The organism is Cupriavidus nantongensis (assembly GCF_001598055.1).
Lineage (GTDB): Bacteria > Pseudomonadota > Gammaproteobacteria > Burkholderiales > Burkholderiaceae > Cupriavidus > Cupriavidus nantongensis.
In genome coordinates this window covers 933,321-958,576 of the sequence record NZ_CP014845.1, presented here as the reverse complement: position 1 = coordinate 958,576, position 25,256 = coordinate 933,321, and the positions used below count along the sequence as shown (strand labels likewise).

Genomic DNA, 25,256 nt, shown 5'->3' with positions numbered 1-25,256 from the left:
CCGCCGTCCGCATCGATCGTGCAACCGCCTTTCGATCCGCTAAGCTTGACCCACCCCCATGCGCAGGAGCCCCGCCATGAACGAAGCCATCCGGCCCGAGCATGCCGATGACACCCGCACCGCCCTGTCCGGCGCCAGCCTGCGCCAGGCCTTTCTCGACCACCTGTTCCATACCCAGGGCAAGCTGCCCGGCCACGCCAGCCAGAACGACCTCTACCAGGCCGCCGCGCATACCGTGCGCGACCGCCTGGTGCAGCGCTGGATCAGCACGGCGGAGGCCTACCTGGGCCAGCCGTCGCGCACGGTGGCGTACCTGTCCGCCGAGTTCCTGATGGGCCCTCACCTGGGCAACAACCTGATCAACCTGGGCATCTTCGAGGAGGTCTGCGAGGCCATGGAGGCGGCCGGACTCGACCTCGCACGGATCCTCGACCAGGAAGTCGAGCCGGGCCTCGGCAACGGCGGCCTGGGCCGGCTGGCGGCGTGCTTCATGGATTCGCTGGCGACGCTGGAGATTCCCGCGCTGGGCTATGGCATCCGCTACGAGTACGGCATCTTCCAGCAGACCATCATGGACGGCATGCAGGTCGAGAAGACCGATACCTGGCTGCGCAACGGCAACCCGTGGGAAATCCAGCGTTCCGAATGGGCGGTGCAGGTGCGCCTGGGCGGGCACACCGAGCACTACACCGACGACCGCGGCCACTACCGCGTGCGCTGGGTGCCGGCCAAGACCGTGGTGGGCGTGCCGTTCGATTCGCCGATCCTGGGCTACCGCGTCAACACCGTGAACACGCTGCGGCTGTGGCGCGCCGACGCGACCGAGGCGTTCGACTTCCACACCTTCAACCGCGGCGACTACCTTGGCGCCGTCAGCAAGAAGGTGACCTCCGAGAACCTGACCAAGGTGCTCTACCCCAACGACGAAACCACGCAGGGCAAGGAGTTGCGGCTCGAGCAGCAGTATTTCTTCGTCGCCTGCTCGCTGCAGGACATGCTGCGGCTGCTCGCGGTCGACGGCATCCCGGTGACGCGCTTCCACGAGAAGTTCGCGGTGCAGCTCAATGACACCCACCCCGCCGTCGGCATTGCCGAACTGATGCGGCTGCTGGTCGACGAGCATGACCTGCCCTGGAACGAGGCCTGGCACATCACGCAGAACGCTTTTGCCTATACCAACCACACGCTGCTGCCGGAGGCGCTGGAGCAATGGCCGCTGCCGCTGTTCGGGCGGGTGCTGCCGCGCCACCTCGAGATCATCCTGGAGATCAACGCGCGCTTCCTGGACGAGGTGCGGATCCGCTTCTACGGCGACGAATCGCGGCTGGCGCGGCTGTCGCTGATCGACGAGCATGGCCAGCGCCATGTGCGCATGGCCAACCTGGCATGCGTGGGCAGCCATGCCATCAACGGCGTGGCCGAGCTGCACTCGCGCCTGATGCGCGAGGACGTGCTGAAGGACTTCTACGAGATGTGGCCCGAGAAATTCACCAGCATCACGAACGGCGTGACGCCGCGGCGCTGGCTGGCGCTGTCCAACCCGCGCCTGACCCGGCTGGTATCGGACGCGATCGGCGATGGCTGGATCTCGGACCTCGAGCAGCTGCGCGCGCTGGAGCCGCATGCCGACGACGCCGGCTTTCGCGACGCCTGGCAGCAGGCGCGGCGGGCCAACAAGACCGACCTGGCGCAGCTGGTGCGCGACACCACCGGGGTGGTGGTCGACCCGTCATCCATGTTCGACGTGATGGTCAAGCGCATCCACGAATACAAGCGCCAGCACCTGGCGGTGCTGCATGTGATTGCGCTGTACCACCGCATCAAGTCCGACCCCGGCGCGCAGGTCCAGCCGCGCACCTTCCTGTTTGGCGGCAAGGCCGCGCCCGGGTACGCCTATGCCAAGCTGATGATCCGCTTCATCACCTCGGTGGCCGACGTGGTCAACCGCGACCCGCAGGTGCGCGACCGGCTCAAGGTGGTGTTCCTGCCCAACTTCAACGTCACCTACGGCCAGCGCATCTACCCGGCTGCGGACCTGGCCGAGCAGATCTCGCTGGCGGGCAAGGAAGCCTCGGGCACCGGCAATATGAAGTTCGCGATGAACGGCGCGCTGAATATCGGCACCATGGACGGCGCCAATATCGAACTGCGCGAAGCGGTGGGCCATGACAACTTCTTCCCGTTCGGCCTGACCGCGCCCGAGGTCTATGCGCTGCGCGACAGCGGCTATGACCCGGCCGCGTATTACCACAGCAACCCGCAGCTGCGCGCCGTGATCGACCTGGTGCAGCAGGGCTTCTTCTCGCGCGGCGAGCCAGGCCTGTTCCGCCCGCTGTTCGAGCCGCAGCAGGGGCACGACCCCTACCTGCTGATGGCGGACTTCGCCTCCTATATCGATTGCCAGCAGAAGGTCTCGGCCGCGTATGCCGACCAGGCGCGCTGGCAGCGCATGTCGGTGCTGTCGTGCGCGCGCTCGGGGCGCTTTTCGTCGGACCGGGCCATCCGCGAATACTGCGAGCGCATCTGGCATGTCGCGCCGGTGCCGGTGCGGCTGCTGCACCGCGCCAGCGGCGAGCCGTGGCAGGTGGAGGCCGGCGCCAACGGATCGCGCGCCGCCTGAGGCGCGCAACTGTTGCCTGCGCCGGGGCATGGGCGCAAGGCGCAGGGTAGTTTCTACAATGCCACAGGTAACAAAGCCCGCTCCGCGCGGCGCTGCGGGCTTGCCGGCGGCGCCGCGAATGCGCCGTTCTGCTGGCATGGAGTTCGCATTGCGCAAGGATCCGATTTCCCCCGATTTCCACAGAAGGCAGGAGCCGAATTTGAACGCCGACCCCTTTCTCCTCGCCCCCGGCACCCGCTCCGCCGTGCCACCGCTGGCGCCGTTCGACTGCTTCGCCGCGCCTTCGGCATCCGCCTTCAGCTCCCCCGACGAACCCGCGCAGGACTACCTGTTCGGGCCGGCCTGGCTGCCTGACGGACGGGTCCGCTTCCGGCTGTGGGCACCCGACGCCGCCGAGCAGGGCCAGGCAGTGCGCGTCGAGATCGCCGGGCTGGGCCCGGTGCCGATGGCGTGCGGCCCCAATGGCTGGTTCGAGGCGATCGTGGCGGGCTGCGCGGGCGCGCGCTACTGGTTCCGGCTCGACGACGGCAGCACGGTGCCGGACCCCGCCTCGCGCTGGCAGGCCGACGATGTCCACAGCCCCAGCATCGTGCCGGCGCGGGATGCCGCCAGCGCGTTTGCGTGGACCTGCCCGGACTGGCGCGGCCGCCCCTGGCACGAAGCCATCGTCTATGAAATGCACGTCGGCCTGTGCGGCGGCTACGCGGGCGCCGCGCAGCAACTGCCGCGCCTCGCTGCGCTGGGCTTTACCGCGGTCGAGCTGATGCCGGTCGCCGAGTTCCCCGGCACGCGCAACTGGGGCTATGACGGCGTGCTGCCGTTTGCGCCGGAGTCCGGCTACGGCACGCCCGACGACCTGCGCGCACTGGTCGACCGCGCCCACCAGCTCGGCATGATGGTGCTGCTGGACGTGGTCTACAACCACTTCGGTCCGGAGGGCAACTACCTGCACCGCTATGCCAGCGCGTTCTTCCGTGCGGACCGACAGACTCCATGGGGGCCGGCGATCGATTTCCGCCGGCCGCAGGTGCGGCGCTTCTTTACCGAGAACGCGCGCTACTGGCTCGAGCAGTTCCGCTTCGACGGCCTGCGCCTGGACGCGGTGCATGCGATCGAGGACGAAGGCTGGCTCGCAGCGCTGCCGGGCGAACTGCGCACCGCGCTGGCCGGTGGCGAGGGCCCGCGTCGCCATCTGCACCTGGTGCTGGAGAACGACAACAACGACGCCGCGCTGCTGGCCGCGGGCTATGACGCGCAGTGGAACGACGACGCCCACCACGCGCTGCACGTGCTGCTGACCGGCGAGGACGATGGCTACTACCGCGACTACAGCGCGGCGCCGGACACGGGCGATGGCGGCAATGGCGACGGCATGCCGGCCGCCCGCGGCGCGCCTGCGCTGCGCCACCTCGCGCGCGTGCTGGGCGAAGGCTTTGCCTACCAGGGCGAGCGCTCGACGTTCCGCTCGGCCGCGCTGCCCGCCGCGGCGGACGGCGTGCGGCGCGGCCAGCCCAGCGCGCACCTGCCGCCCACGGCCTTTGTCTGCTTCCTGCAGAACCACGACCAGACCGGCAACCGCGCGCTCGGCGAACGGCTGGCGCAACTGGCCGACCGCGACGCGCTGCGCGCGGCCATCGCCCTGCAGCTGCTGTGCCCGCAAGTGCCGCTGGTGTTCATGGGCGAGGAAACCGGCAGCGCGCAGCCGTTCCTGTATTTCACCAGCCATCCGCCCGAGCTGGCCCGCGCCGTGCGCGACGGGCGCCGGCGCGAGTTCGCCGCGACCGCTGCGTTCAGCGACGACGCCCGCGCGGCGGCCATCCCCGATCCCAACGACCCGGCCACCTTCGAAGCCTCGCGCCCGCGTTTCGACGATGACGGCGACTGGACGCCGTACTACCGCGAACTGCTCGCCGTGCGGCGGCGCGAGCTGCTGCACCGGCTGGCCGGCTGCCAGAGCGCCGGCGTCGACGTGCTGGGGCCGGCGGCGCTGTGCGCGCGCTGGCGGCTGATGGACGGCGTCGAGCTGAGCCTGTGGCTCAACCTGGGCGACGAAGCCGTGCCGTGCACGCGGCCGTGCAACGACCGCAGCACCGCGCTGCATGAGAGCAGCGCGGGCGCGGCCGCGGCCCTGTCGGCCGGGCTGCTGCCGCAGCGCGCGTGCGTGGCCACCGTGTGCGAGCCCGCCGCGGCGCGCGCGCGATGATGCCTGACGGCGCGCCGCAAGCGCTGCCGCGCGCAACCGCCCGGCTGCAGCTGCACCCCGGCTTCACCTTTGCCGATGCCGCCGCCGTGGTCGGCTACTACGCCGCGCTGGGTGTCAGCCACCTTTACCTTTCGCCCATCTGCGGCGCGCGGCCCGGCTCCACCCATGGCTATGACGTCACCGACTTCACCGCGGTGCGCGACGAGCTGGGCGGCGAACCCGGCCTGAAAGCGCTGGCCGCAAGCGCCCGCGATGCCGGCCTCGGCCTGATCGTCGACATCGTACCCAACCATATGGCCGCCGACCCCACCCACAACGCCTGGTGGCGCGACGTGCTGGCGCATGGCCGCGGCAGCCCTTACGCCGCCACTTTCGACATCGACTGGACCCCGCGCGACACGGCGCTGCACGGCAAGGTGCTGCTGCCGATGCTGGGGCAGTCGTACTGGGACACCGTGGTCGCCGGCGAACTGCACTGGGTCCCGGCCAGCGGCGATGCTCCCGCGCACCTGCGCTATTTCGACCATACGCTGCCGCTGGCCCCGGGCAGCGTCGACGCCGAAGCCGAGCGCGACGGCCCGGCCTGGTACGACGCCACGCGTGCCGAGGGCCGCAGCCGGCTCCATGCCCTGCTGGAACGCCAGCACTACCGGCTGGCCTGGTGGCGCACCGCCGCCGCCGCGCAGAACTGGCGCCGCTTCTTCGAGATCAGCGATCTGGTCGGCGTGCGCGAGGAAGACGAGCGGGTGTTCGATGCGGTCCATGCGCTGGTGCTGCGGCTGCTGCGCGAAGGCTGGATCGACGGCGTGCGCGTCGACCATGTCGACGGGCTGGCCGATCCCGCCGGCTATTGCCGCCGGCTGCGCGCCGAACTGGACCGCCATGCCGCGGCGCGCCCGGCCACGCTGCGGCTGCAGCGTCCGTGGCTGGTGGTCGAGAAGATCCTGGGCCCGCGCGAGCGCCTGGCGCCGGACTGGCAGGTGCATGGCACCACCGGCTATGACTTTATGGACGAAATCGCCGCGGTGCTGCATGACGGCGACGGCGAGGCGCGGCTGGACGCGCTGTGGGCCTCGGTCAGCGGCGATGCGCGCGGCTTTCCCGCGCAGGTCGAGGCCGCGCGGCGCCTGGTGCTGGAGCGGCACCTGGTGACGGAATTCGAAGGCGCCGCCGCCTGCCTGCGCGACTGCGCCGAGCAGGAGCCCGGCACGCGCGACCTGACCCGCGCCGCGCTGCGGCGCGCGCTGGCCGCGCTGATGGCCGCGGTGCCGGTGTATCGCAGTTATTTCGACGCGCGCCCCGCCGAGCGCGATGCGGCCGCGGCGCATGCCGATGACGCCATGCTCGAACAGGCGATGCGCACCGCGCGCGCCGGCCTGGCGCCCGACGAAGCGGTGGCGCTGGCCTTTATCGGCGGCTGCCTGCGCACCGCCGCACCGGCCGACAGCGAGACCGGCGCGCTGCGCCGCCGGCTGCAGCAGCTTATGCCCGCCCTGGCGGCCAAGGCCGGCGAGGACACCGCGTTCTACCGCTACGGCCGGCTGCTGTCGCGCAATGAAGTCGGCAGCGACCCGGGCCGGCTGGCGATGCCGCCCGCGCAATTCCACGCCCGCATGGCGGCGCGGCGGCTGGCCTGCCCTTACGCGATGCTGGCGACCGCCACCCACGACCACAAGCGCGGCGAAGACGCGCGCATGCGCCTGGCAGTGCTGAGCGAGGTGCCGGGCGCGTGGGCCGATGCCGTGGCCGCGTGGGAGGCGGCGTCGGCACCGCTGCTGGCGACCTTGCCGCAGCCACCCGACCCCGGCGACCGGCTGATGCTGTACCAGACCCTGGTCGGCGCCTGGCCGATGGAAGACCTGGACCTTGCCGACGACGCCGGCGCTGCGCAGCCCTTGCTGGAGCGCGTGGGCGCGTGGCAGCGCAAGGCCATCCGCGAAGCCAAGCGCCATGGCAACTGGACCTGCCCCGACACCGATTACGAAGCCGCCTGCGAGGCCTTCCTGCACGGCCTCGCCACGCACGGCGCCGCGGACGGAGCCGGCAGCGTGCTGGCGCAGATCGGCCGCTTCGTGCAGCGCATTGCCGCGGCCGGGGCGCTCAACAGCCTGGCCCAGGTGCTGGTGCAGCTGACCGCGCCCGGCATTCCCGACCGCTACCAGGGCTGCGAAGGCTGGGACCTGAGCCTGGTCGATCCCGACAACCGGCGCCCGCCCGACTACGCGCGGCTGCAGGCGCGGCTCGGCTGCAGCGCGGGCTGGGCCCACTGGCTGGCGCACTGGCGCGACGGCCGCATCAAGCAGCAGCTGGTGCGCCAGGTGCTGGCGGTGCGCCGCGCGCATGCGGCGCTGTTCGCCGACGGGCAATACAGCATGCTGGCCGCGCAGGGGGCGCTGGTGCCGCAGGTGCTGGCGTTCGCGCGCAGCGCCGGCGGGCGCCAGGCCATCACCGTGGTGACCCGGCTTGCCGCCGCGCGCGTCGACCCCGCCCTGCCGCGCATTCCGCAAGCGGCCTGGGGCGATACCACGCTCAACGTCGGCGCGCCGCAACCGAGCCGCTGGACCGATGCGCTGACCGGCCATGTCATCGACGCACCCCTGGGCCGCCTGCGGCTGCGCGAAGTGCTGGGCGGCCTGCCGGTCGCGCTGCTGCTGCGCGAGCCCTGATGCGCCAGGCTCAGGAGTGCGGCGCCGCCGGCTGCCATGCGACCGGCGCGTACGGCCCGCGCGAGGCCTGGGTCGGCGAGGCGCTGCGTTCCTGCGGCAGGTAGGGCCGGATCACCACGGCCACGTAGTCGTCTTCCTTGGGCGTTACCACGATGTACGCGAGCCCCGACATCACCAGGCCGACCTCGCCGAGTTCGGTGGCGATGCGCGCGACGATAAAGCGCTGCAGCAGCATCGGGTTGACGCTGTCGTCGATCGCAAGCGCGGCGGTGCAGATGGTCAGGAAGCAGCGTTCGACCTCGCGGCACACCACCACCACTTCATCGATGGCGTAGCCGGCGCGGCTGGCGCGCACCAGCACCGACACGCCCGCACTGGGCGCGGCGCGGTGCCATCCCGGCTTGACCTTGAAGCTGGGCAGCGCCAGACCGGAACCGGTGTCCTGCGCGACAGTGTTGAAACGCTGGGCGAAGTCCGAAGGCGTGATCGCAAGCAGCTGGCGCTCGACCGGTGCCGACGACACCGATACCGACGAGGCCAGGACCACGGTGGACAGAATGCTGGCTAGGTTCATAGCTTCCTCGCAACGGCTATACGCTCCCCCGCGCTGTCGGGCCCGGCAGCACACGGCGGCAAGCTGCGCCGCGGCGGGAAGGCCGGCGTTGCGGGTGCTCGCCGGCACCTGCCGCACGCCAGTTTTTGCCAGCATTTCCTTCACTATAGACAGGACCGCACGCCAGCACAGGACGGAACGCAAGCGGCACGCCAGGCCCCGCGCGCAGAGCAATGGCAGCGCTGCGCCGGCTCGACCACGCGCGCCATGCAGTTTCTGCAGCGCCTGTAAAAACTACGGCGCATGCGGCACCGCGCGGCGCCGGCGGCGGCGCCGCATGACGCACAGGCGGCGCCGTGGCGCAGCAGCGGCTGGGTGGTGGCAGTGCCTGCGCCCGGGGCCATGCGGGAACGGAGCTTGCAGGCAAAGTGCAGGTGCGGGCTGAACCGCAGGCCCGCCAGCATGTACAGGAGGGCCCTATGACCGCACGCTACCGCATTCGCATCGCCGCGCTGGCGTTGCCGCTGGTGCTGGCCATGGCGGCCTCCGCGCCGGGCATCGCGGCACCGACCGATGCGCCCGCGGCGCCGTCATCCACCGGCCGCACCGCGGCGCCGCGCGACACCGCTGCCGCGAGCGACCGCGCCATCACGGCCGAGGTGCAGGCACGCCTGGCCAATGCGCGCACGCTCGACCCGAGCAGGATCCGGGTCTCGACCACCGACGGCGTGGTCAAGCTCGAAGGCACCGTGCGCGACGACAAACAGCGTACGATGGCCATGGAACTGGCGCGTTCCGTGCGCGGCGTCAGCGCGGTTTCGGATGAACTGCGCGCCGGCACCGATTGACGACCTGTCGCCTGACCAGGCAGCGCCATGCCAACCTTGATGGAGACGTGATGAGCACCCATCGCCAGCCCGACCACGACACCACCCGCCGCCGCAGCGAGCCGCGCGACCCGCACAAGGGCGGCCCGGACACCGAGCACGAGCGCGGCAAGCCGGGACGCGACCGGCGCCACGATGTCGAGCGCGAGCACGACATTCCCGACGAGAACGGCGAGCCGCCCTCGGTGAAGCGCCCCGGCAGCAAGCCCGAGGAAAGCGAGCCGCCGGTCGAGAACTACTGAACCGGCGGCCACCCCTTGCACCCGCCCGAACAGGAGGCATGATGAGCAAGACCGTACGTACCGGCCCCACGCGGCATGCCGGCACCCGCACCGACCGCGTGGGCAGCCCGCCAGCGAGTGCCCGGCGCGAAGGCGCGCAAGCCGCCTCGGGCCGCGGCCGCTCGCGCCAGAACACGGCCACTGGCGCGGCGCGCGCCGAAGCCGGCAATATCCCCAGCACGCTGGACCCGGACCTCGAACAGGAAACCGACGATATCGAAAACGAGCTCGCGCAGCGCGATGAAGACGCGCACAGCCCCGAGGAAGAGGAAACCCCCGAGGAAGAGATCGCCGATGAAGTGGTGCGCGCGGCCGAAGCACTGCCTGGCGACGTGCCGGTCGACAAGGCCGACCGCACCGACGATCGCGAAGAGAACCCGCCGCGGCCGCCGCGGGTGGAATAAGAACGCGGCTCCGCGTGCTGCGGAGCCGCCCTGGTCATTCGGACGCCAGGATGCCGTAGGGCCGCACGCGGATGTGGTTGATCACGTCCTGCACGCCGAACACGCGTTCGGCAATCTCTTCGATGTCGTACTTGCTGCGGCGGTCGCCGACGTGGCCCTCCAGCGTCACCAGGCCGTCCTGCACCCGCACCGTGACTTCACTGACATCCAGCTCCTGCGCATGCGCGAGCCGGTCGCAGACTTCATCATGGATGCGGTCGTCGCCGCGGCGATAGTTCTTCGGCCCGCCGCGGCGGTAGCCGCGGTACGCGGGCACGTCCCAGTCATCCGTGCCATAGCCGCTACCGTAAGGCGCGCCGGCTGGCCCGCCATACCAGTCGCGCCGGCCTTCCCAGCGCTCCGCGCCATACGGTACGCGACGGCGCGACCATTCGTCTTCATAGCGAGCCTCGTCCCAGGGTTCGTTCGAGAGTTCGCTCAAGGGTTCGGTGGGGCGCCCCCAGCGCCATGATTCAACCTCCCGGCCGTACCAGCCTTGCTCTTCGGCCTCGAACGGACGGGTGTCATCGCGCGGCAGGCGCTCGGCGGTATTGCCATAGCGGCCCGCGGTCAGGTTGCGCTGCCTGCGGTTGCGCGCCTGCGCGGGAATGCCGCTGTAACCCTGGTCGTTGCTGCCGTACTGGTGATCGGGGCGCCTGCGCAGGTACTCTTCGTCACGGTGTTTCATTGAAATCCTCCTTCGCGTGCGCAGTGGTACGCCGTTTATCCCACCCGCCTTCCGGCACCTCGAAACAGGCCACCAGCGGCAAGTGGTCCGAGGCCACGCGCGCCAGCGGCGAACGGTGGCTGGCCACCGACACCAGGTGCGCGCGCGGCGATACCCAGATGCGGTCCAGCGCAAACAGCGGCAGCCGCGACGGAAAGGTCGCCGTGTGCGGCGTGTGTTCGAAATACGCGTGCAGCCAGCGCAGCGGCCGGCCCCACAAGAACCACTCGTTGACGTCGCCGAGCAGGATGGTCGGCAACGGCGGCGCGGCCGCGACGTAGTTCAGCAACTGCTGCACCTGGTGGCGGCGCTCGCCAGGGCGCAGGCCCAGGTGCGTGGCGATCACGCGCAGCGGATTGGCGCAACCGGAAGCGGTGCAGGCCACGGTGGCATCGATGGCGCCGCGGGGTTCGCAGCCCTTGACGGTCAGGTCGATCTGGTTCACGGCCTCGGGCGCGAAGCGCGTCAGCAGCGCATTGCCGTAGTCGGCGCTGCCGCGCACCCGCGTAAAGCCCGACACCACATGCATGCCGGTATGCCCGGCCAGGTATTCCAGCGTATGGTCGTTGCTGCTGCCCGATTCCACTTCCTGCAGCGCCACGATGTCGGCGTCGAGTTCCGCCAGCACGGCGGCGATGCGGTCCGGGCGATAGCGGCGGTCGGTGCCGACCGCGCGGTGGATGTTGTAGCTGACCACGGTCATCTGGGCCAGTCCCGCCGCGCGTGTCGGCGGGCAATGCAACGCCGCCGGGGCCACGGCCACGGCCGGGGTAGCGCCGGGTTCACGCGCGTGGGCAGGATTTACAAGGGACGGTAAGTCCGGTTGCATTCGCATGGCCGGTCTCGATCGGCAATTGGAAAGTGAGATCCTCAGGCTCCGTCGAGGAACTGGTTGGGCTTGCCGATGCGGCGGCCCAGGTCAGGGCTTTCCCAGCGCGCGCCTTGCGTATACGGGTCCGGCGTGCGCTGCATGGTGGTGCCAGGCATGCCAGGCTGCGCCGGCATGGTCGACGGCTGCGCCTCCGGCGCGGTGCCCGCTGGTGCTGTCGGGGCCAGGTCAGTACGCGTTGGCGCGTTGGCGCCCTGCGTGTAGGGGTCGAACTTGTCGGTACTGCGCGCGCCCTGTGAATACGGGTCGTAGGAGCCGCGCGGGGTACCCGGCGTCTGTGCCATGGCCGGGATGGCGACCGCCGCCACGGCGATGGCAGCAAGGCTGGTGCGGATATGCTTCATGGTTACCTCCGTTGGGGCGCGAAGTGCGCGCCAGTAACCATGGGCAAGCGAAAGGCGTGCCCGTACGCCTTTCGCGTCGCCAATGCGCCGTGCCGATCCAGGCCTCAGGCGATACTCACCTTGCCCGCCTTGCCCGCCTCGGCATTGCCCCGCGCCAGCACCGGCACCAGTGCCGCACCCGTATGGCTGGCGCGGTTGCGCGACAGCGCTTCGGGATCGGCCGCGCCGACGATGGTGCCGCCGCCCGCGCCGCCTTCGGGACCGAGATCGATGATCCAGTCGGCCTCGGCAATCACGTCGAGGTCATGCTCGATCACCACCACGCTGTGGCCGCCGTCGGTGAGCCGGTGCAGCACGCGGATCAGTCGCGCCACGTCGGCCATGTGCAGGCCCACGGTCGGTTCGTCGAGCACGTACAGCGTGTGCGGCGCCTTCTGGCCGCGCCGCGTGATGTCGTCGCGCACCTTGCTCAGTTCCGTGACGAGCTTGATGCGCTGGGCCTCGCCACCGGACAGCGTCGGCGACGGCTGGCCCAGCGTCAGGTAGCCCAGGCCCACGTCCTTCATCAGCTGCAGCGGATGGGCGATGTTCGACATGGCCGAGAAGAACTCCACCGCCTCGTCGATCTCCATGGTCAGCACTTCGCCGATATTCTTGCCGCGCCAGGTCACGGCCAGGGTCTCGGGGTTGAAGCGCTGCCCGTGGCAGACATCGCACGGCACCTTCACGTCCGGCAGGAAACTCATGCCGATGGTGCGCACGCCCTGCCCTTCGCACGCCGGGCAGCGCCCGTCGCCGGTGTTGAACGAGAAGCGCGACGCGGTGTAGCCGCGTGCGCGCGCTTCCAGCGTATCGGCGAACAGCCGGCGGATGGTGTCCCACACGCCGATATAAGTTGCCGGGCAGGAGCGCGGGGTCTTGCCGATCGGGGTCTGGTCCACTTCCAGCACGCGGTCGATCGATTCCCAGCCGGTAACGGCGTCGCAGCCATGCCAGTTGTGCTGGACGTCGAGCGGCTTCCTGACAGTGCCCTTGCCTGCGCCGTTGCCATTCTTCGCCGCATTGCGCGCGCGCCGGGTCGCCGGCGACGACAGCACCGAGCGGCCCACCGCATCGAGCAGGTTGGTCATCAGCACATCGCGCGCCAGCGTCGACTTGCCCGAGCCGGACACCCCGGTGATCGCCACCAGCCGCGACAGCGGCAGGCGCGCGGTCACGTGGCGCAGGTTGTGCAGCGACGCGCCGTGCACCGTCAGCCATTCGGGCGGATCCGCCGGCTTGCCTGCGGCGCCGGGCCTGACCTTGCGCCGTGGTTGCAGCGGGTGGACGATCGGGTTGGCCAGGAACTGGCCGGTGGTAGAGGCCGCCGCCGCGGCCAGCTCGGCCACGCCGCCCTGCGCCACCAGCGTGCCGCCGCGCTTGCCCGCGCCCGGGCCGATGTCGATGATATGGTCGGCGCGGCGGATGGTGTCTTCGTCATGCTCGACCACCACCAGCGTGTTGCCCTTGTCGCCCAGCTTGCGCAGCGCGTCCAGCAGGATCTGGTTGTCGCGCGGATGCAGGCCGATGGTGGGCTCGTCCAGCACGTAGCAGACACCCTGCAGGTTGCTGCCGAGCTGCGCCGCCAGGCGGATGCGCTGCGCCTCGCCGCCGGACAGGCTGGGCGCGGCACGGTCCAGGCTCAGGTAGCCCAGCCCCACTTCTTCCAGGAACTGCAGCCGGCTGCCGATCTCGCTGACCACGTCGCGCGCGATCTCGGCTTCGCGCCCGGACAGGCGCAGGCCCTCGACCCAGCGGCGCGTTTCCGATACGGTCCACTGCGCCACGTCGACGATCGCGTTGTCATCGAAGGTCACCGCGCGCGCCACCGGGTTCAGGCGCGTGCCGTGGCAGTCCGGGCACGGCGTGTCGACCACGCCTTCGGGCTCCTGCTCTTCCGACGGCAGGCTCTGCTCGCGGCCGCGGTTGTCGTCGGCGAGCACGGTGTCGTCGAAGGCCGCGCGCTGCTCGCGCGTCAGCGCCAGCCCGGTGCCGACGCAGGTGCCGCACCAGCCATGCTTGCTGTTGTACGAGAACATGCGCGGGTCCAGCTCCGGATAGCTGGTGCCGCATTGCGGGCAGGCACGCTTGGTCGAGAACACCTTGACCTCGCCCACGTGCGCGGTGCCGCCGTTGTGCATGGCATGGTCGAGTCCGTCCAGCGGCGCCAGCAGGTGCATCACGCCCTTGCCGGCTTCCAGCGTCTGCGCCAGCAGCGCGCGCAGCTCGGCCTCGTTCTCGGCCGACACCACCAGGTCGCCGACCGGCAGCTCGATGGTGTGCTCGCGGAAGCGGTCCAGCCGCGGCCACGGGTCCACCGGCAGGAACTCGCCGTCGACGCGCAGGTGCGTATTGCCGCGCGCCTTGGCCCATTTGGCCAGGTCCGTGTAGACCCCCTTGCGGTTGACCACCAGCGGCGCCAGCAGCCCCACGTGCTGGCCGCGATGGTCGCGCAGCAACTGCGCGGCGATCGATTCGGGACTCTGCGACGTCACCGGTGCGCCGTCATGCACGCAGTGCTGGATGCCCAGCTTGACGTACAGCAGGCGCAGGAAGTGCCAGACCTCTGAGGTGGTCGCCACCGTGCTCTTGCGGCCGCCGCGCGACAGGCGCTGCTCGATCGCCACCGTCGGCGGGATGCCGTAGACCGCATCGACTTCGGGCCGGCCCGCGGGCTGCACGATCGAACGCGCATAGGCATTGAGCGATTCCAGGTAGCGGCGCTGGCCTTCGTGGAACAGGATGTCGAAGGCCAGCGTCGACTTGCCGGAGCCCGACACGCCGGTGACCACGTTGAACTTGCCGTGCGGGATGTCGACGTTCAGCGCCTTCAGGTTGTGCTCGTGCGCATTGACGATGCGCACCACGTCCTCGCCCTCCACCTCGCGGCGCGCGCGCCGCGCCTGCAGCGCGGCCTGCAGCGGCACGCCTTCGGCCGCGGTGCTTTCGGTGCTTTCCGCACGTTCAGCGGCCAGCGTGCCGGCCTCGCCGAGCGCCGCGTCATAGTGGATCAGCGCCTGGCCGGTATGCGACCCGGCGCAGCGCTTGACGTCCTCGGGCGTGCCGGTGCAGACCACGCGCCCGCCTGCATCGCCGCCTTCGGGGCCGAGGTCGATCAGCCAGTCCGCGGCGCGGATCACGTCGAGGTTGTGCTCGATCACGATCAGCGAATGGCCACCGTCGAGCAGCTTGCCGAAGGCCTGCATCAGCTTGGCGATGTCGTCGAAATGCAGGCCCGTGGTGGGCTCGTCGAACATGAACAGCCGGCGCGGCATGGTGCTGGGCCGGGTGCGCGACGGTGTTACCTGCGCGGCTTCGGCAAGGAATCCGGCCAGCTTGAGGCGCTGCGCCTCGCCGCCCGACAGTGTCGGCACCGGCTGGCCCAGCTTCATGTATTCGAGGCCGACATCGACAATCGGCTGCAGCACGCGCAGCACCGCCGCATCGCCGGCAAAGCAGGCCGCGGCCTCGCTGACGGTAAGTTCCAGCACGTCGGCAATGCTGAGCAGGCGTGGCGGCTGGCCGGGCGCGGCGCGCTCTATCTTTACCTCGAGCACTTCGGGACGGTAGCGGGTGCCGTCGCAGTCCGGGCAGCGCAGGTAGACGTCGCTGAGGAACTGCATCTCGACATGCTCGAAGCCGGAGCCGCCGCAGGTCGGGCAGCGACCGTCGCCGGAGTTGAAGCTGAAAGTGCCCGCGGTATAGCTGCGTTGCAGCGCCAGCGGGGCCTTTGCGAAGAGCTTGCGGATCTCGTCGAAGGCGCCGACATAGCTGGCCGGGTTGGAGCGCGCGGTCTTGCCGATCGGCGACTGGTCGACGAAGACCACATCGTCGACCAGCTCCGCGCCGCTCAGCTGGCGGAATGCGCCCGGCGACTCGGTGGCCTTGCCGAAGTGCCGCGCCATGGCGGGATACAGCACGTCCTGCAGCAGCGTGGACTTGCCCGAGCCGGACACGCCGGTCACGCACACCAGCCGCTGCAGCGGAATCTCCACCGTGACGTCCTGCAGGTTGTGCTCGGTCGCGCCTTCCAGCACGATGCGCGGCTGCTTCGCGTCAACGGGGCGGCGCTGCCAGTGCGAGGCATCGGCCACGCGGCGGCGCCCTGCCAGGTATTCGCCGGTCAGCGTGCCGGCCTGGCGGATCACCGCCGGCGTGCCGTCGAAAATGATGTTGCCGCCGCGCTCGCCGGGGCCGGGGCCCATGTCGATCAGGCGGTCGGCGGCCAGCATCACCGACGGATCATGCTCGACCACCACCAGCGTATTGCCCGCGTCGCGCAGCCGGTGCATGGCCTCGACGATGCGGTTCAGGTCACGCGGGTGCAGGCCGATGCTGGGCTCGTCCAGCACAAAGAGCGTGTTGACCAGCGACGTGCCCAGCGCCGTGGTCAGGTTGATGCGCTGCACCTCGCCGCCGGACAGCGTGCGGCTCTGGCGGTCCAGCGTCAGGTAACCCAGGCCCACGTCGCACAGGTACTTCAGCCGCGTGCGCACCTCGGCCAGCAGCAGCTTGAGCGCATCGTCCAGCATCGCGCTGGGCAGCGACAGGTCGTCGAAGAAGCGGCGGATCCGCTCGATCGGCAGCAGCATCAGGTCATGCACGGTCAGGCCCGGCAGCGCCTCCAGCTGCGTGCGGTCCCAGTCGACGCCGCGCGGCAAAAAGCGGCGCTGCGGCGCCAGCACGGCGTCGGCATTGTGCTTCGAGCCCAGGCGCCACAGCAGCGATTCGGTCTTCAGGCGCGCGCCGCCGCAGGTTTCGCACGGCGTGTAGCTGCGGTACTTCGACAGCAGCACGCGGATGTGCATCTTGTAGGCCTTCGACTCGAGGTAGTTGAAGAACCGCATCACGCCGTACCACTGCTTGTTCCACTGCCCGTTCCAGTCCGGCGAGCCATGGATGACCCAGTCGCGCTCGGCCTCGGTCAGCTCCGCCCACGGCGTATCGCGCGGAATGCCGGCTTTGCCGGCATAGCGCATCAGGTCGTCCTGGCATTCCTTCCAGGCCGGCGTCTGCATCGGCTTGATCGCGCCGCCACGCAGGGTCTTGCGCGCATCGGGAATCACCAGGCCCAGGTCGACGCCGATCACGCGGCCGAAGCCGCGGCAGGTTTCGCAGGCACCGTAGGCCGAGTTGAACGAAAACAGCGCGGGCTGCGGGTCGGCATAGCGCAGGTCGCTGTCGGGGCTGTGCAGGCCGGTGGAATAGCGCCACACCGGGCCGTCGTCGCCATCGCTCAGCACGTAGATGTTGACGCGGCCGCCGCCGCGCTTGAGCGAGGCTTCGATGGCCTCGACCACGCGCACTTTCTCGGCATTGCCGATGCGGAAGCGGTCCGCGACCACGTCGAGCAGCTTGCGCGCGCCGGTGGGCGACTGCACCACGCGCTGCGCCTGCACGCGCGTATAGCCGCTGACCGAGAGCCACTGCTGGACTTCCTCGTCGGTGGCCGATTCCGGCAGCTCCACCGGAAAGGTCACCACCAGCCGTGCGTCGTGATGAGGCTGGCCCGCGGCCGTGCGCGCGACCAGGTCGGCGTAGATGGTTTCGGGCGAGTCATGCCGCACCGGCTGCGCGGTCTGCTTGTCGAACAGCTCCGCCGCGCGCGCATACAGCAGCTTCAGGTGGTCGTTCAGCTCGGTCATGGTGCCGACCGTCGAACGCGAGCTGCGCACCGGGTTGGTCTGGTCGATCGCAATCGCCGGCGGCACGCCGTCGACGCGCTCGACCTGGGGCCGGTCCATCCGGTCCAGGAACTGGCGGGCGTAGGCGCTGAAGGTCTCGACGTAGCGCCGCTGGCCCTCGGCATAGAGCGTGTCGAACACCAGGCTGGACTTGCCGGAGCCGGACGGCCCCGTGACCACGGTCATCTCGCCGGGACGCAGGTCGAGATCGACATCCTTGAGGTTGTGCTGGCGGGCGCCGCGAATGCGGATTGGCTGCTTGCTCGACACGGTTTCTCTTTCGGATCAGGACGTTAAGGGAATGCCGGGAGAGCCCCGGACCACTGTACATCCATACAGTCTATCAGGTTGGAAAGGAATTCGTATCGATCGCCTCGCGGTGAATGAGACAACTGACGGTGCGGGCGGATGCCCAAGCGGATTTGATTGGAGGCTCCGGCGAGTGAAACCCGCCGGCCTTGTCCTGTTTTTTCGCTGTATTGCTATTTATCGACTACCGGTATACGATATGATCCAATCATTCCGATGCTCCGACACGTTTGAATTGTTCAAGGGCCGCTGGGTGCCTCGCTTTGCCAACATCCATGCGGTCGCCGTGCGCAAGCTGTTGATGCTGCACGAAGCGACCACGGTGGAAATGTTGCGCGCGCCGCCGGGCAACCGGCTGGAACGGCTAAGCGGCGAGCGCAAGGGCTGCTACAGCATCCGCATCAACAACCAGTGGCGGATCTGCTTTGTCTGGACCCACGACGGCCCCGCCGCCGTCGAGATCATCGACTATCACTGAGAACGGAGAACGACCATGGCGTATTTCAAGGATGGCATGCGGCCCGTCCACCCCGGCGAGATCCTGCGCGAGGAATACCTTGTGCCGCTGGACATGAGCGCCAACGCGCTCGCCATAGCCCTGCGCGTGACCGCGGCCCGCGTCAACGAGATCGTGCGCGAAGAGCGCGGCATCACGCCAGACACGGCGCTGCGACTGGCCCGCTATTTTGGCGGCGATGCGCGGTCGTGGCTGAACCTGCAGATCAACTATGACCTGAAGGTCGCCGAGCGCGACCATGGCGAGCGCATCCAGGCGGAAATCACGCCGCGCGACCCGGCTGCAGCGCAGGCTGTGCAAAGCCAGGGGGGCAAGTAGAAGCGCGGTCCCGGGCGGCGCAGTCGCGCCGCCCCCTGCGCGGCACTACCGCGACAACGCCTCCGCCACTGCCCTGAAGGCCCGGAACGTGATCGCGTTGTTGGCCGCATTGCCGGCCACCGGGTGCGAGGCGTAGCGCACGATGGTCAGTTCGGCCTGCGGGTCGATGTAGATGCGCTGGCCGTGGATGCCGGCCGCCTGGAACATGCCATGGCTGTCGTGCGAGACCCACCACATATCGCGATAGCTCCAGCCCGGCAACGCCGCCGCGCTGCCCGATCTGGCGAACAGCTCGCGGCTGCCGCCGCGGCGGATATCGGCCACCACTGACGCCGGGATGATCTGCTTGCCGTTGAAGCGGCCGTTGCCGCGGATGGTCTCGCCAAAGCGCGCGAGATCGCGCAGCGTGGTGTTCAGCCCGCCGCCGCCGGACTCGGTGCCGATGCTGTCGACAGTGAAATACGCGTCCTGCTCGGCGCCCATCGGCTGCCAGATGCGCTCGGACAGCAGCTTCGCCAGCGACTGGCCCGAGGCGCGGCGCACGATCCACGCCAGCACCTCGGCATTGACGGTCTTGTAGGCAAACGCGGCATCGTGGCTGCCGTCCTTCTGCAGCGTCTTCAGGAAGTCATAGAACGTGCCGGGACCGTTGTAGTTGGCCGGGCGCGCCAGCATGCCGCCGGCGCGCGCGTAGTCCCAGACCTCGGCCCTGGGATCGGCATAGTCCTCGGAATAGCGCACGCCGATGGTCATGTCCATCACCTGCCGCACCGTGGCATCGCCATACGCGGTGCCGGCCATCTCCGGCAGGTAGCGCGTCACCGGCGCGGCCGGGTCGAGCTTGCCTTCTGCCGCCAGCATCGCGGCCAGCGTGCCGACGAACGACTTGGTTACCGACATCGCGATATGCGGCGTATGGCTGTCGAGCGCGCCGAAATAGCGCTCATAGACGACCTTGCCCTGGTGCATCACCAGGATGCCGTCGGTATAGGTCAGCGCCAGCATCTCGTCGAAAGTGCGGCGGGTACCATCGGCATCGGTGAACGGGATCGCGCCGATGGCCTGCTCCGCGCGCGGCAGCGCGCTGGCTGGGCCGGGGCCGCGCCATACCGGTGCAGTCGGCACCAGCTCGCGCACATGCGAGAACAACCAGCGGTTGCGCGGAAACCGGTTGCCCCCCGGCACATGGGTGATCAGCTTGTCGGGCGGCGGCGGAAAGCCCTGCATCCAGCCCATGAGGTTAGGGTCGGTGGCCAGCGCCGCCTCGACCGTCGTCGCCGGTGCGGCGGTCCGGGGCGCAGCACTGGCTGCGCTGGCGGCGGGCTGGCTCCACGCCGGCAGGCTCGCCACGAACAGGGCCACGCCAGCCAGGCGGCGCCATGACCGCGGGGATTTCCGATAGGGCTTCAACGACATGCTGTCTCCTTGCATTATTTTTTGATCAGGGATCGCCGCCCTCGCCTCAGTCCGCCGCTGCCTGCGCGCCCTGCTGATGTGCGATCAGGGCGCTGGTGAGCTTGTCGATGCAGCGATCCAGCGTCTTGACCTCGGCCTCGGTCAGCACCGACAGGAACATCTTCTCCAGCACGTCGCCGCGCTGGTAGGTCTGCGCTACCAGCGCTTCGCCGGCCGGCGTCAGGTAGAGGTTCAGCTGCCGGGCATCGGCTTCGCCCACTTCGCGACGCAGCAGGCCGCGCCTGGACAGCGCGGTCACCAGCTTCGACGTCACCGTTTTTTCCAGCAGCACCAGTTCCATCAAGCGCGTCAGCGTCAAGCCCGGTTCCAGCCCGGCGAAACGCAGCACACGCAGTTCGCGCAGGCCGATGCCGAATTCACGCTCGTAGAAGCCCGAGGCCGAGTCCTTGGTCATTTCGCAGAGCCGGTTCAGGCGGAACGACATGAATTCGAGGATCGAATGGGTGGAGGGGGCTGCGTTAGACATAGGGGCGGGAGGTGGGGCGGCCAATGGATTCTATTGGCAATAGTTTCCATTGGCAACTATTAGCAAAAACAACACTTTCACGCGACCGCTGCGGGTCGGATCAGGCATGGGTGCCGGATAGGTCCTGCATACGAGAATCGGTCGGGTGTTGTGCCAGCGCAGCGCGAGGCACGGGGACCGTGCGCTGATACCAGTCCTCCACCCATCCCTCGGTCAGGCTGAAATCACGGACCTGCGCCGGGCGGTGCAAGAACACGCCCAGCACACGAAGCTGCAGGAAGTCCGGCGAAGGCCGGCTCCGCCAAGCTGCAGGGCCGTAGAGCGTCAGGTCGAGCTGGAAGATGCCGTCGTCCGGGCAGACTACCGTCATCACGCGAGACGTTTTCTCTCTGGTCTCGCTCCAGCCGCTATGCACGCTGAGAAGCGTCGGGGATCGCACGAACTGGGTCAACTCCAGCTCTCCATGCGTAAAGGAGATGCCCTGGCCGTCCTCCATCGGCACGCCGAACGTCGCGTGGCGCCACGCATATTCGAACGCGAGCACATCGCCCCGGCTCAATTGCAGGTAGTAGCGGAATACGTGGCGTCGCTCGGCCTCCCAATCCGTGGTCGGGTCGGCAATGCCCGCTTCGTCCCAGGCCAGCTGCCGAGGGTCGAACAGCACTACGGCGCTGCGCGGCACCGACGCTTGCTGCTGGGGTGGTATCGCGGCGCGGTCCAGCGCGGTGGATTCGTGGGCAATCTCGACGTGCCATTGGCCCGCTGTATCGCAGCGCCATGTGACACCACTTTGCTGCAGTGGCACGTTGCTTTGCCCCAATCGGTCGGGTGAGTCCGATTCCAGCCACGCCTCGATCTCGCCGTGTTCCGCTCCGGTCGGGTCGCCCTGGCCCACGCCAATCTCATAGACGCCGTCATGCGGTATCGGTATGCAGGCGAAGCCCGCGGCGCTCACGCGGACCTCCTGACGCGGCAGGCTGCCGTCGCGCCAGCGCCCAGAAACGTCGCAAGTCCAGAACTGCCCTGCCGGCGTGGCGCAGGGTGGCGCGTAGCGCAGCAGCAGGCGGTCGCCGCCGCGCAGGAAGTACTCGCGGGTAGTGCAGATGTCCCGGCGTGGCCAACGCTCGTTGAAGAAAATGCCGATGACTTCGAGCGGCAGGTACCAGCTATTGTCGTCCTGCTCCGGATGCGGCGTCGCGGCCGGCTCGAAGGAATGCGAAGCCGGTACCGGGGTCGGGGAAGATTCGGGTGCCACAACCAGGGGAGCCGGCGCGGCAGGCACCGGGCCGGTCACGCCCGGCGTGGCCGCAAGCGCGTGCCTCTCGCGGTCGCCCGGCAGGCGGCCGGCCAGCATGATCAGCAGCACTCCGCCCGCCCAGATCGCAAGCGCCAGCACGGGCACCCACCAGCCCGACACCAGTTGGCTGGCCACCAGCACGGCCATCGCGGCGAGAATCCACTTCATGGGGCGGTTCGCGAGAGATTGGCGTCCCGAGTGCCGGGGCAACACGCGCCCAAGCGCGTTCAGTCGAGCAAATGTCCCATGCGCGTACGCTTGGTCGCCAGGTATTTCTCGTTTTCGGCGTTGGAGGGCACGATGTGGCGCAGTTGCTCCGAGACGGTGATGCCTGCCTTCTCGAGCGCGGCGGCCTTTAGCGGGTTGTTGCTCATCAGGCGCACGGACTTGACGCCCCACTGGTGCAGCAGGTCGGCGGCAAAGGCGTAGTTGCGGGCGTCGATGGCCTGGCCCAGGGCCAGGTTGGCGTCGACGGTGTCGAGGCCGCCGTCTTGCAGGCGGTAGGCGCGGATTTTTTCGGCCAGCCCGATGCCGCGCCCCTCGTGGCCGCGCAGGTACAGCAGGATGCCGCGGCCTTCGGCGGCGATCTTTTCCATGGCGAGCTCGAGCTGCGGCCCGCAATCGCAGCGGCAAGAGCCGAACACGTCACCGGTCAGGCATTCGGAATGCATGCGGATCAGCACGTTGTCGCCCGCCACATCGCCGACGCTGAGGGCCAGGTGCTCGATGCCTGAATCGGCGCCCTTGAAGGCGTGCGCCGTGAAGTCGCCGAATCGCGTCGGCAGGCGCGCCGAGTCGATCAGCTCAATTTCTGTGTCGTTCATACCGGAATTCTTGGTCAAAAGGCGGGGGCGCAGCCCGGCACCGCCGACATTATGAGCGGAATCGGGCGTTCGCGCTGGAATTCCCCGTCGGGACTGGCTCTACAGGTGGTCGGCCAAATCCTACAAGCGCACGCGCCGTCGACTTATGCAGCCGCTTCAAACGGCTCTCTAGACTCTGTTTACAGGACATGAGTCGTCCCCTGGCGGGGTCTGGAACAGTGTGCAGCGCCCGCCCCGGGGCACGGCCGCAGCAGGAGTTCGCCATGACCACCAACCCATTGAATGCCGAGGCCGCGGGCACCAAGCTCGCGGCGTTGTTCGACACCAAGCTCGCGGCCAGCAGCGCCGCCGAGCGCGTCTGCTACGAGGCGCACCTGAAGCGCGGCCAGGTGCGGCTGGTGCATCCGTACGAGGCCCATTTCGGCCGCAAGCTCGAGCCCGAGAATGACGGCATCGTGCAGACCGCGGTGCGCTCGCACCTGATCATGGCGGCGCTGGGCGCCATTATCGGCCTTGCCGTAGTCGGCATCCTGCACCGGCAGGAAGTCGACGCGGTGATGCAGAGCCCGGGCCTGGCGGCCGGCGCGGCGATCTTCCTCGGGTTGATGTCCGGCATGCTGCTGGCTGGCCTGATGACCGCGCGGCCGGACCACCAGCTGGTGATCACGCCGGTGCGCGAGGCCGTGCAGCATGGCCGCTGGGCGGTGCTGGTGCATCCCACCACGCCGCAGCAATGCAACGAGGCCTTGCGCGCCCTGCGCAACACCACCGGCGAAGTGCTCAGGACCGCCTGATCACGGCTCGACCGACGTCTCGCGCTTGAGCGTGCGCAGCACGAAGGTCGAGCGGCTATGGCGCAGCCCGGGCAGCTTGTAGAGCTTGTGCCGCAGGAATTCTTCATAGCCCTGCGTGCCGGCCACCGCGACCTTGATCAGGTAGTCGTATTCGCCGGTCAGCAGATAGGCCTCCATTACCTCGGGCAACTCCGCCAGCGCCTTGCCGAAGCGGTACAGCATGTCGTCGTCGTGCCGCTCCAGCGTAACTTCGATCAGCACGGTGTCGGGCAAGCCCAGCGCCTTCTGGTTCAGCAGCGCGGCGTAGCCTTCGATCACCCCGCTCTCTTCCAGCGCGCGCACGCGGTTCCAGCATGGCGTGGCCGACAGCCCTACCTGCTCCGCCAGCTTCGCATTTGACAGGCGGCCGTCGCGCCGCAGTTCGCGCAGGATACGGCGGTCGGTGTCGTCGATTTTGGGTGACTGTGCCATCAAACACCATGGAAAAAGAATATTCTTCTTTCCATTCTATCAAGATGGGTTAATTGTCCTTATATTTTTGGGAATATAGAGAAAATCAGGAAGCCAATTCTGCGGCGCGGCTGTTAAATTTACCTGCATAGACCGACTGCCGGAAACAACACATGCCAGCCACCCGCCCTCTCCCTACCCTGCGCCTGTCGCTGCGTCTCGCCCCTGCCGACCTGTTCGGCGCGATGGAATGGGTGCTGGCCAATGCGCGCCGTACCGGACTGGCGCCGCAGCAGCTGAGCTTCGACACGGCCCCGCAGGCGGTGCTGCATGCCACGCTGACGGCGGACGATGCCGGCCTGCTGTGGCTGTTCCTGCGCCGCCTCGATAACGGCTTCGATGTGGAACTGCTGGTGGCCGACGTGGAAGATCCGGACGATGACACGGTGGCGGAACCCGCGCCGCGCGCCGCCACTCGCCGCGAGCGTCCCGCCGAACTGATGTTGACCGCTTGAATCGATCCAGGCGTCGCTACGCCGCCGGCGCCAGCAGTTCAATGCCGTCGAGCTGCGCCGCGCAGGTATCGCGCACGATCGCGACAAAATCCGCCACGTAGGGCCGCCGCGCCATCGCCGCGGGCACGGTCGCGTACAGTTCGCTCCACAGCCCTTTGGCACCGATGCGCTTGGCCAGCACGTAATCGTGGTCGACGTAGTTCTTGACGCCCCAGTTAGGCAGCGCCGCGACGCCGCGGCGGCTGGCCACCAGTTGCAGCACCGCCACCGTCAGTTCGGCGGTGCGCCGCTCCAGGTGGATGCCGGCGGGTTCCAGCACCTCGCGGATCAGGTCGATGCGTGACTCGGGCACCGGGTAGGTGATCAGGGTTTCGCCGGCAAGGTCGGCGGCCTCGATGCGTCGCTTGTTGCGCAGCCGGTGTTCGTTGGCGATCACCGCGAGGATCTCGAAGCGGAACAGCGGCGCCACCTCCAGCCCGCACCGCGGAGCCGGCTGCGAGCCGATCACCATGTCGGCGCGGCCATTGCGCAGCAGCGCGATCGGATCGGCATGGAAGCCCGCGACCAGGTCCACCTCTACTTCGGGCCAGCGCCGGCGGAATTCGTCCATCACCGGCATCAGCCAGTCGAAGCACGTATGGCATTCCAGCACCACGCGCAACTCGCCGCGGGTGTCGCCCTTGAGCCGTTGAATATCGCGGTCGGCCGCGCTGACCGCGGCCAGCACCTCGCGCGCCAGCGCCAGCAGGCGCTCGCCCGCCGGCGTAAAGCGCAGGCCCTGGCGGGTGCGGTCGAACAGCGGCAAGCCGTAGTGCGATTCGATCGCCTTGATCTGGTGCGACAGCGCCGACTGGCTGACATGCACGCGCTCGGCCGCGGTCGCCAGCTTGCCGGACTCGGCAATGGCGACCAGCGAACGCAAATGGCGGACTTCGATCATGCATGACTCCCACG

General features: G+C 69.0%; 21 protein-coding genes. 10 read left to right on the top strand and 11 right to left on the bottom strand.

The genetic code is table 11. The features are described from left to right. The first annotated feature begins 76 nt into the window (after window positions 1-76). From A2G96_RS25555 to treY, 3 genes are all read left to right on the top strand, one after another. Complete coding sequence (locus A2G96_RS25555) at window positions 77-2,620, top strand: glycogen/starch/alpha-glucan phosphorylase (RefSeq protein ID WP_062802989.1); 2,544 nt, start codon at window positions 77-79, stop codon at window positions 2,618-2,620. Window positions 2,621-2,819: 199 nt separating this feature from the next. Further along, the gene (locus A2G96_RS25550; RefSeq protein ID WP_062802988.1) at window positions 2,820-4,823 is read left to right on the top strand and encodes an alpha-amylase family glycosyl hydrolase; all 2,004 of its coding nucleotides are present in this window, start codon (window positions 2,820-2,822) and stop codon (window positions 4,821-4,823) included. Continuing rightward, on the top strand, window positions 4,820-7,489 hold the full coding sequence (treY, locus tag A2G96_RS25545; RefSeq protein ID WP_062804135.1) for a malto-oligosyltrehalose synthase: 2,670 nt from the start codon (window positions 4,820-4,822) through the stop codon (window positions 7,487-7,489). The genes A2G96_RS25550 and treY overlap by 4 nt, the downstream gene beginning before the upstream one ends. 10 nt (window positions 7,490-7,499) lie before the next feature. Here treY and A2G96_RS25540 read toward each other — a convergent pair whose 3' ends face one another. Then, the gene (locus A2G96_RS25540) at window positions 7,500-8,063 is read right to left on the bottom strand and encodes a hypothetical protein (RefSeq protein ID WP_062802987.1); all 564 of its coding nucleotides are present in this window, start codon (window positions 8,061-8,063) and stop codon (window positions 7,500-7,502) included. Between the two features lie 458 nt (window positions 8,064-8,521). Here A2G96_RS25540 and A2G96_RS25535 point away from each other — a divergent pair, with 458 nt between their 5' ends. Genes A2G96_RS25535 through A2G96_RS25525 form a run of 3 tightly spaced genes read left to right on the top strand, consistent with a single transcriptional unit; the run spans window position 8,522 to window position 9,614 of the window. Then, window positions 8,522-8,890 carry a BON domain-containing protein gene (locus tag A2G96_RS25535; RefSeq protein WP_062802986.1) on the top strand — a complete coding sequence of 123 codons (369 nt, stop codon included), beginning with the start codon at window positions 8,522-8,524 and terminating at the stop codon, window positions 8,888-8,890. Between the two features lie 50 nt (window positions 8,891-8,940). After that, window positions 8,941-9,171 (top strand): hypothetical protein, encoded by a 231-nt coding sequence (locus tag A2G96_RS25530; protein ID WP_062802985.1) that lies wholly within the window; start codon window positions 8,941-8,943, stop codon window positions 9,169-9,171. Window positions 9,172-9,212: 41 nt separating this feature from the next. Beyond that, window positions 9,213-9,614, top strand: coding sequence for a hypothetical protein (locus A2G96_RS25525; protein ID WP_062802984.1), 402 nt, complete (start codon window positions 9,213-9,215; stop codon window positions 9,612-9,614). Between the two features lie 34 nt (window positions 9,615-9,648). On the opposite strand, the gene A2G96_RS25520 is transcribed toward A2G96_RS25525, so the two are convergent. From A2G96_RS25520 to uvrA, 4 genes are all read right to left on the bottom strand, one after another. Then, window positions 9,649-10,341 carry a BON domain-containing protein gene (locus tag A2G96_RS25520; RefSeq protein ID WP_062802983.1) on the bottom strand — a complete coding sequence of 231 codons (693 nt, stop codon included), beginning with the start codon at window positions 10,339-10,341 and terminating at the stop codon, window positions 9,649-9,651. Continuing rightward, complete coding sequence (locus A2G96_RS25515) at window positions 10,328-11,215, bottom strand: endonuclease/exonuclease/phosphatase family protein (protein ID WP_062802982.1); 888 nt, start codon at window positions 11,213-11,215, stop codon at window positions 10,328-10,330. Before A2G96_RS25515 ends, A2G96_RS25520 begins: the two co-directional genes overlap by 14 nt. Window positions 11,216-11,250: 35 nt before the next feature. After that, on the bottom strand, window positions 11,251-11,613 hold the full coding sequence (locus A2G96_RS25510; protein ID WP_062802981.1) for a hypothetical protein: 363 nt from the start codon (window positions 11,611-11,613) through the stop codon (window positions 11,251-11,253). A 104-nt stretch (window positions 11,614-11,717) separates the two neighbouring features. Continuing rightward, the gene (uvrA, locus tag A2G96_RS25505; protein ID WP_062802980.1) at window positions 11,718-17,606 is read right to left on the bottom strand and encodes an excinuclease ABC subunit UvrA; all 5,889 of its coding nucleotides are present in this window, start codon (window positions 17,604-17,606) and stop codon (window positions 11,718-11,720) included. 238 nt (window positions 17,607-17,844) lie between these two features. Between uvrA and A2G96_RS25500 the strand changes: the two genes are divergently transcribed. Next, the gene (locus A2G96_RS25500) at window positions 17,845-18,123 is read left to right on the top strand and encodes a type II toxin-antitoxin system RelE/ParE family toxin (protein ID WP_062802979.1); all 279 of its coding nucleotides are present in this window, start codon (window positions 17,845-17,847) and stop codon (window positions 18,121-18,123) included. Between the two features lie 15 nt (window positions 18,124-18,138). After that, a complete protein-coding gene (locus A2G96_RS25495; protein ID WP_062802978.1) occupies window positions 18,139-18,480 on the top strand; it encodes a HigA family addiction module antitoxin in 342 nt (113 codons plus the stop codon). A gap of 45 nt (window positions 18,481-18,525) precedes the next feature. On the opposite strand, the gene A2G96_RS25490 is transcribed toward A2G96_RS25495, so the two are convergent. From A2G96_RS25490 to ribA, 4 genes are all read right to left on the bottom strand, one after another. After that, complete coding sequence (locus tag A2G96_RS25490) at window positions 18,526-19,896, bottom strand: serine hydrolase domain-containing protein (protein WP_062802977.1); 1,371 nt, start codon at window positions 19,894-19,896, stop codon at window positions 18,526-18,528. Window positions 19,897-19,942: 46 nt separating this feature from the next. Then, window positions 19,943-20,422 (bottom strand): MarR family winged helix-turn-helix transcriptional regulator, encoded by a 480-nt coding sequence (locus A2G96_RS25485; protein WP_062802976.1) that lies wholly within the window; start codon window positions 20,420-20,422, stop codon window positions 19,943-19,945. Window positions 20,423-20,522: 100 nt separating this feature from the next. Beyond that, window positions 20,523-21,887 carry a hypothetical protein gene (locus A2G96_RS25480; protein ID WP_062802975.1) on the bottom strand — a complete coding sequence of 455 codons (1,365 nt, stop codon included), beginning with the start codon at window positions 21,885-21,887 and terminating at the stop codon, window positions 20,523-20,525. 59 nt (window positions 21,888-21,946) lie between these two features. Continuing rightward, the gene (gene ribA, locus A2G96_RS25475; RefSeq protein WP_062802974.1) at window positions 21,947-22,543 is read right to left on the bottom strand and encodes a GTP cyclohydrolase II; all 597 of its coding nucleotides are present in this window, start codon (window positions 22,541-22,543) and stop codon (window positions 21,947-21,949) included. A 263-nt stretch (window positions 22,544-22,806) separates the two neighbouring features. Here ribA and A2G96_RS25470 point away from each other — a divergent pair, with 263 nt between their 5' ends. Next, the gene (locus A2G96_RS25470) at window positions 22,807-23,337 is read left to right on the top strand and encodes a hypothetical protein (protein ID WP_062802973.1); all 531 of its coding nucleotides are present in this window, start codon (window positions 22,807-22,809) and stop codon (window positions 23,335-23,337) included. Here the strand turns inward: A2G96_RS25470 and A2G96_RS25465 are convergent, their stop codons facing one another. Further along, entirely contained in the window at window positions 23,338-23,808 is a 471-nt protein-coding gene (locus A2G96_RS25465) for an Lrp/AsnC family transcriptional regulator (protein ID WP_062802972.1), read from the bottom strand. It abuts the gene before it with no gap. Between the two features lie 152 nt (window positions 23,809-23,960). Between A2G96_RS25465 and A2G96_RS25460 the strand changes: the two genes are divergently transcribed. Next, window positions 23,961-24,302, top strand: a complete 342-nt coding sequence (locus A2G96_RS25460) for a hypothetical protein (protein ID WP_062802971.1) — start codon at window positions 23,961-23,963, stop codon at window positions 24,300-24,302. A gap of 16 nt (window positions 24,303-24,318) precedes the next feature. Here A2G96_RS25460 and A2G96_RS25455 read toward each other — a convergent pair whose 3' ends face one another. After that, window positions 24,319-25,242 (bottom strand): LysR family transcriptional regulator, encoded by a 924-nt coding sequence (locus A2G96_RS25455; RefSeq protein ID WP_062802970.1) that lies wholly within the window; start codon window positions 25,240-25,242, stop codon window positions 24,319-24,321. Between the last annotated feature and the right edge of the window lie 14 nt (window positions 25,243-25,256).

Coding starts and splice junctions, on each gene's coding strand:
- A2G96_RS25555 (WP_062802989.1), top strand. CDS start 77: ATGAACGAAGCCATCCGGCCCGAGCATGCCGATGACACCCGCACCGCC.
- treY (WP_062804135.1), top strand. CDS start 4,820: ATGATGCCTGACGGCGCGCCGCAAGCGCTGCCGCGCGCAACCGCCCGG.
- A2G96_RS25540 (WP_062802987.1), bottom strand. CDS start 8,063: ATGAACCTAGCCAGCATTCTGTCCACCGTGGTCCTGGCCTCGTCGGTA.
- A2G96_RS25535 (WP_062802986.1), top strand. CDS start 8,522: ATGACCGCACGCTACCGCATTCGCATCGCCGCGCTGGCGTTGCCGCTG.
- A2G96_RS25530 (WP_062802985.1), top strand. CDS start 8,941: ATGAGCACCCATCGCCAGCCCGACCACGACACCACCCGCCGCCGCAGC.
- A2G96_RS25525 (WP_062802984.1), top strand. CDS start 9,213: ATGAGCAAGACCGTACGTACCGGCCCCACGCGGCATGCCGGCACCCGC.
- A2G96_RS25520 (WP_062802983.1), bottom strand. CDS start 10,341: ATGAAACACCGTGACGAAGAGTACCTGCGCAGGCGCCCCGATCACCAG.
- A2G96_RS25515 (WP_062802982.1), bottom strand. CDS start 11,215: ATGCGAATGCAACCGGACTTACCGTCCCTTGTAAATCCTGCCCACGCG.
- A2G96_RS25510 (WP_062802981.1), bottom strand. CDS start 11,613: ATGAAGCATATCCGCACCAGCCTTGCTGCCATCGCCGTGGCGGCGGTC.
- A2G96_RS25500 (WP_062802979.1), top strand. CDS start 17,845: ATGATCCAATCATTCCGATGCTCCGACACGTTTGAATTGTTCAAGGGC.
- A2G96_RS25495 (WP_062802978.1), top strand. CDS start 18,139: ATGGCGTATTTCAAGGATGGCATGCGGCCCGTCCACCCCGGCGAGATC.
- A2G96_RS25490 (WP_062802977.1), bottom strand. CDS start 19,896: ATGTCGTTGAAGCCCTATCGGAAATCCCCGCGGTCATGGCGCCGCCTG.
- A2G96_RS25485 (WP_062802976.1), bottom strand. CDS start 20,422: ATGTCTAACGCAGCCCCCTCCACCCATTCGATCCTCGAATTCATGTCG.
- A2G96_RS25480 (WP_062802975.1), bottom strand. CDS start 21,887: ATGAAGTGGATTCTCGCCGCGATGGCCGTGCTGGTGGCCAGCCAACTG.
- ribA (WP_062802974.1), bottom strand. CDS start 22,543: ATGAACGACACAGAAATTGAGCTGATCGACTCGGCGCGCCTGCCGACG.
- A2G96_RS25470 (WP_062802973.1), top strand. CDS start 22,807: ATGACCACCAACCCATTGAATGCCGAGGCCGCGGGCACCAAGCTCGCG.
- A2G96_RS25465 (WP_062802972.1), bottom strand. CDS start 23,808: ATGGCACAGTCACCCAAAATCGACGACACCGACCGCCGTATCCTGCGC.
- A2G96_RS25460 (WP_062802971.1), top strand. CDS start 23,961: ATGCCAGCCACCCGCCCTCTCCCTACCCTGCGCCTGTCGCTGCGTCTC.
- A2G96_RS25455 (WP_062802970.1), bottom strand. CDS start 25,242: ATGATCGAAGTCCGCCATTTGCGTTCGCTGGTCGCCATTGCCGAGTCC.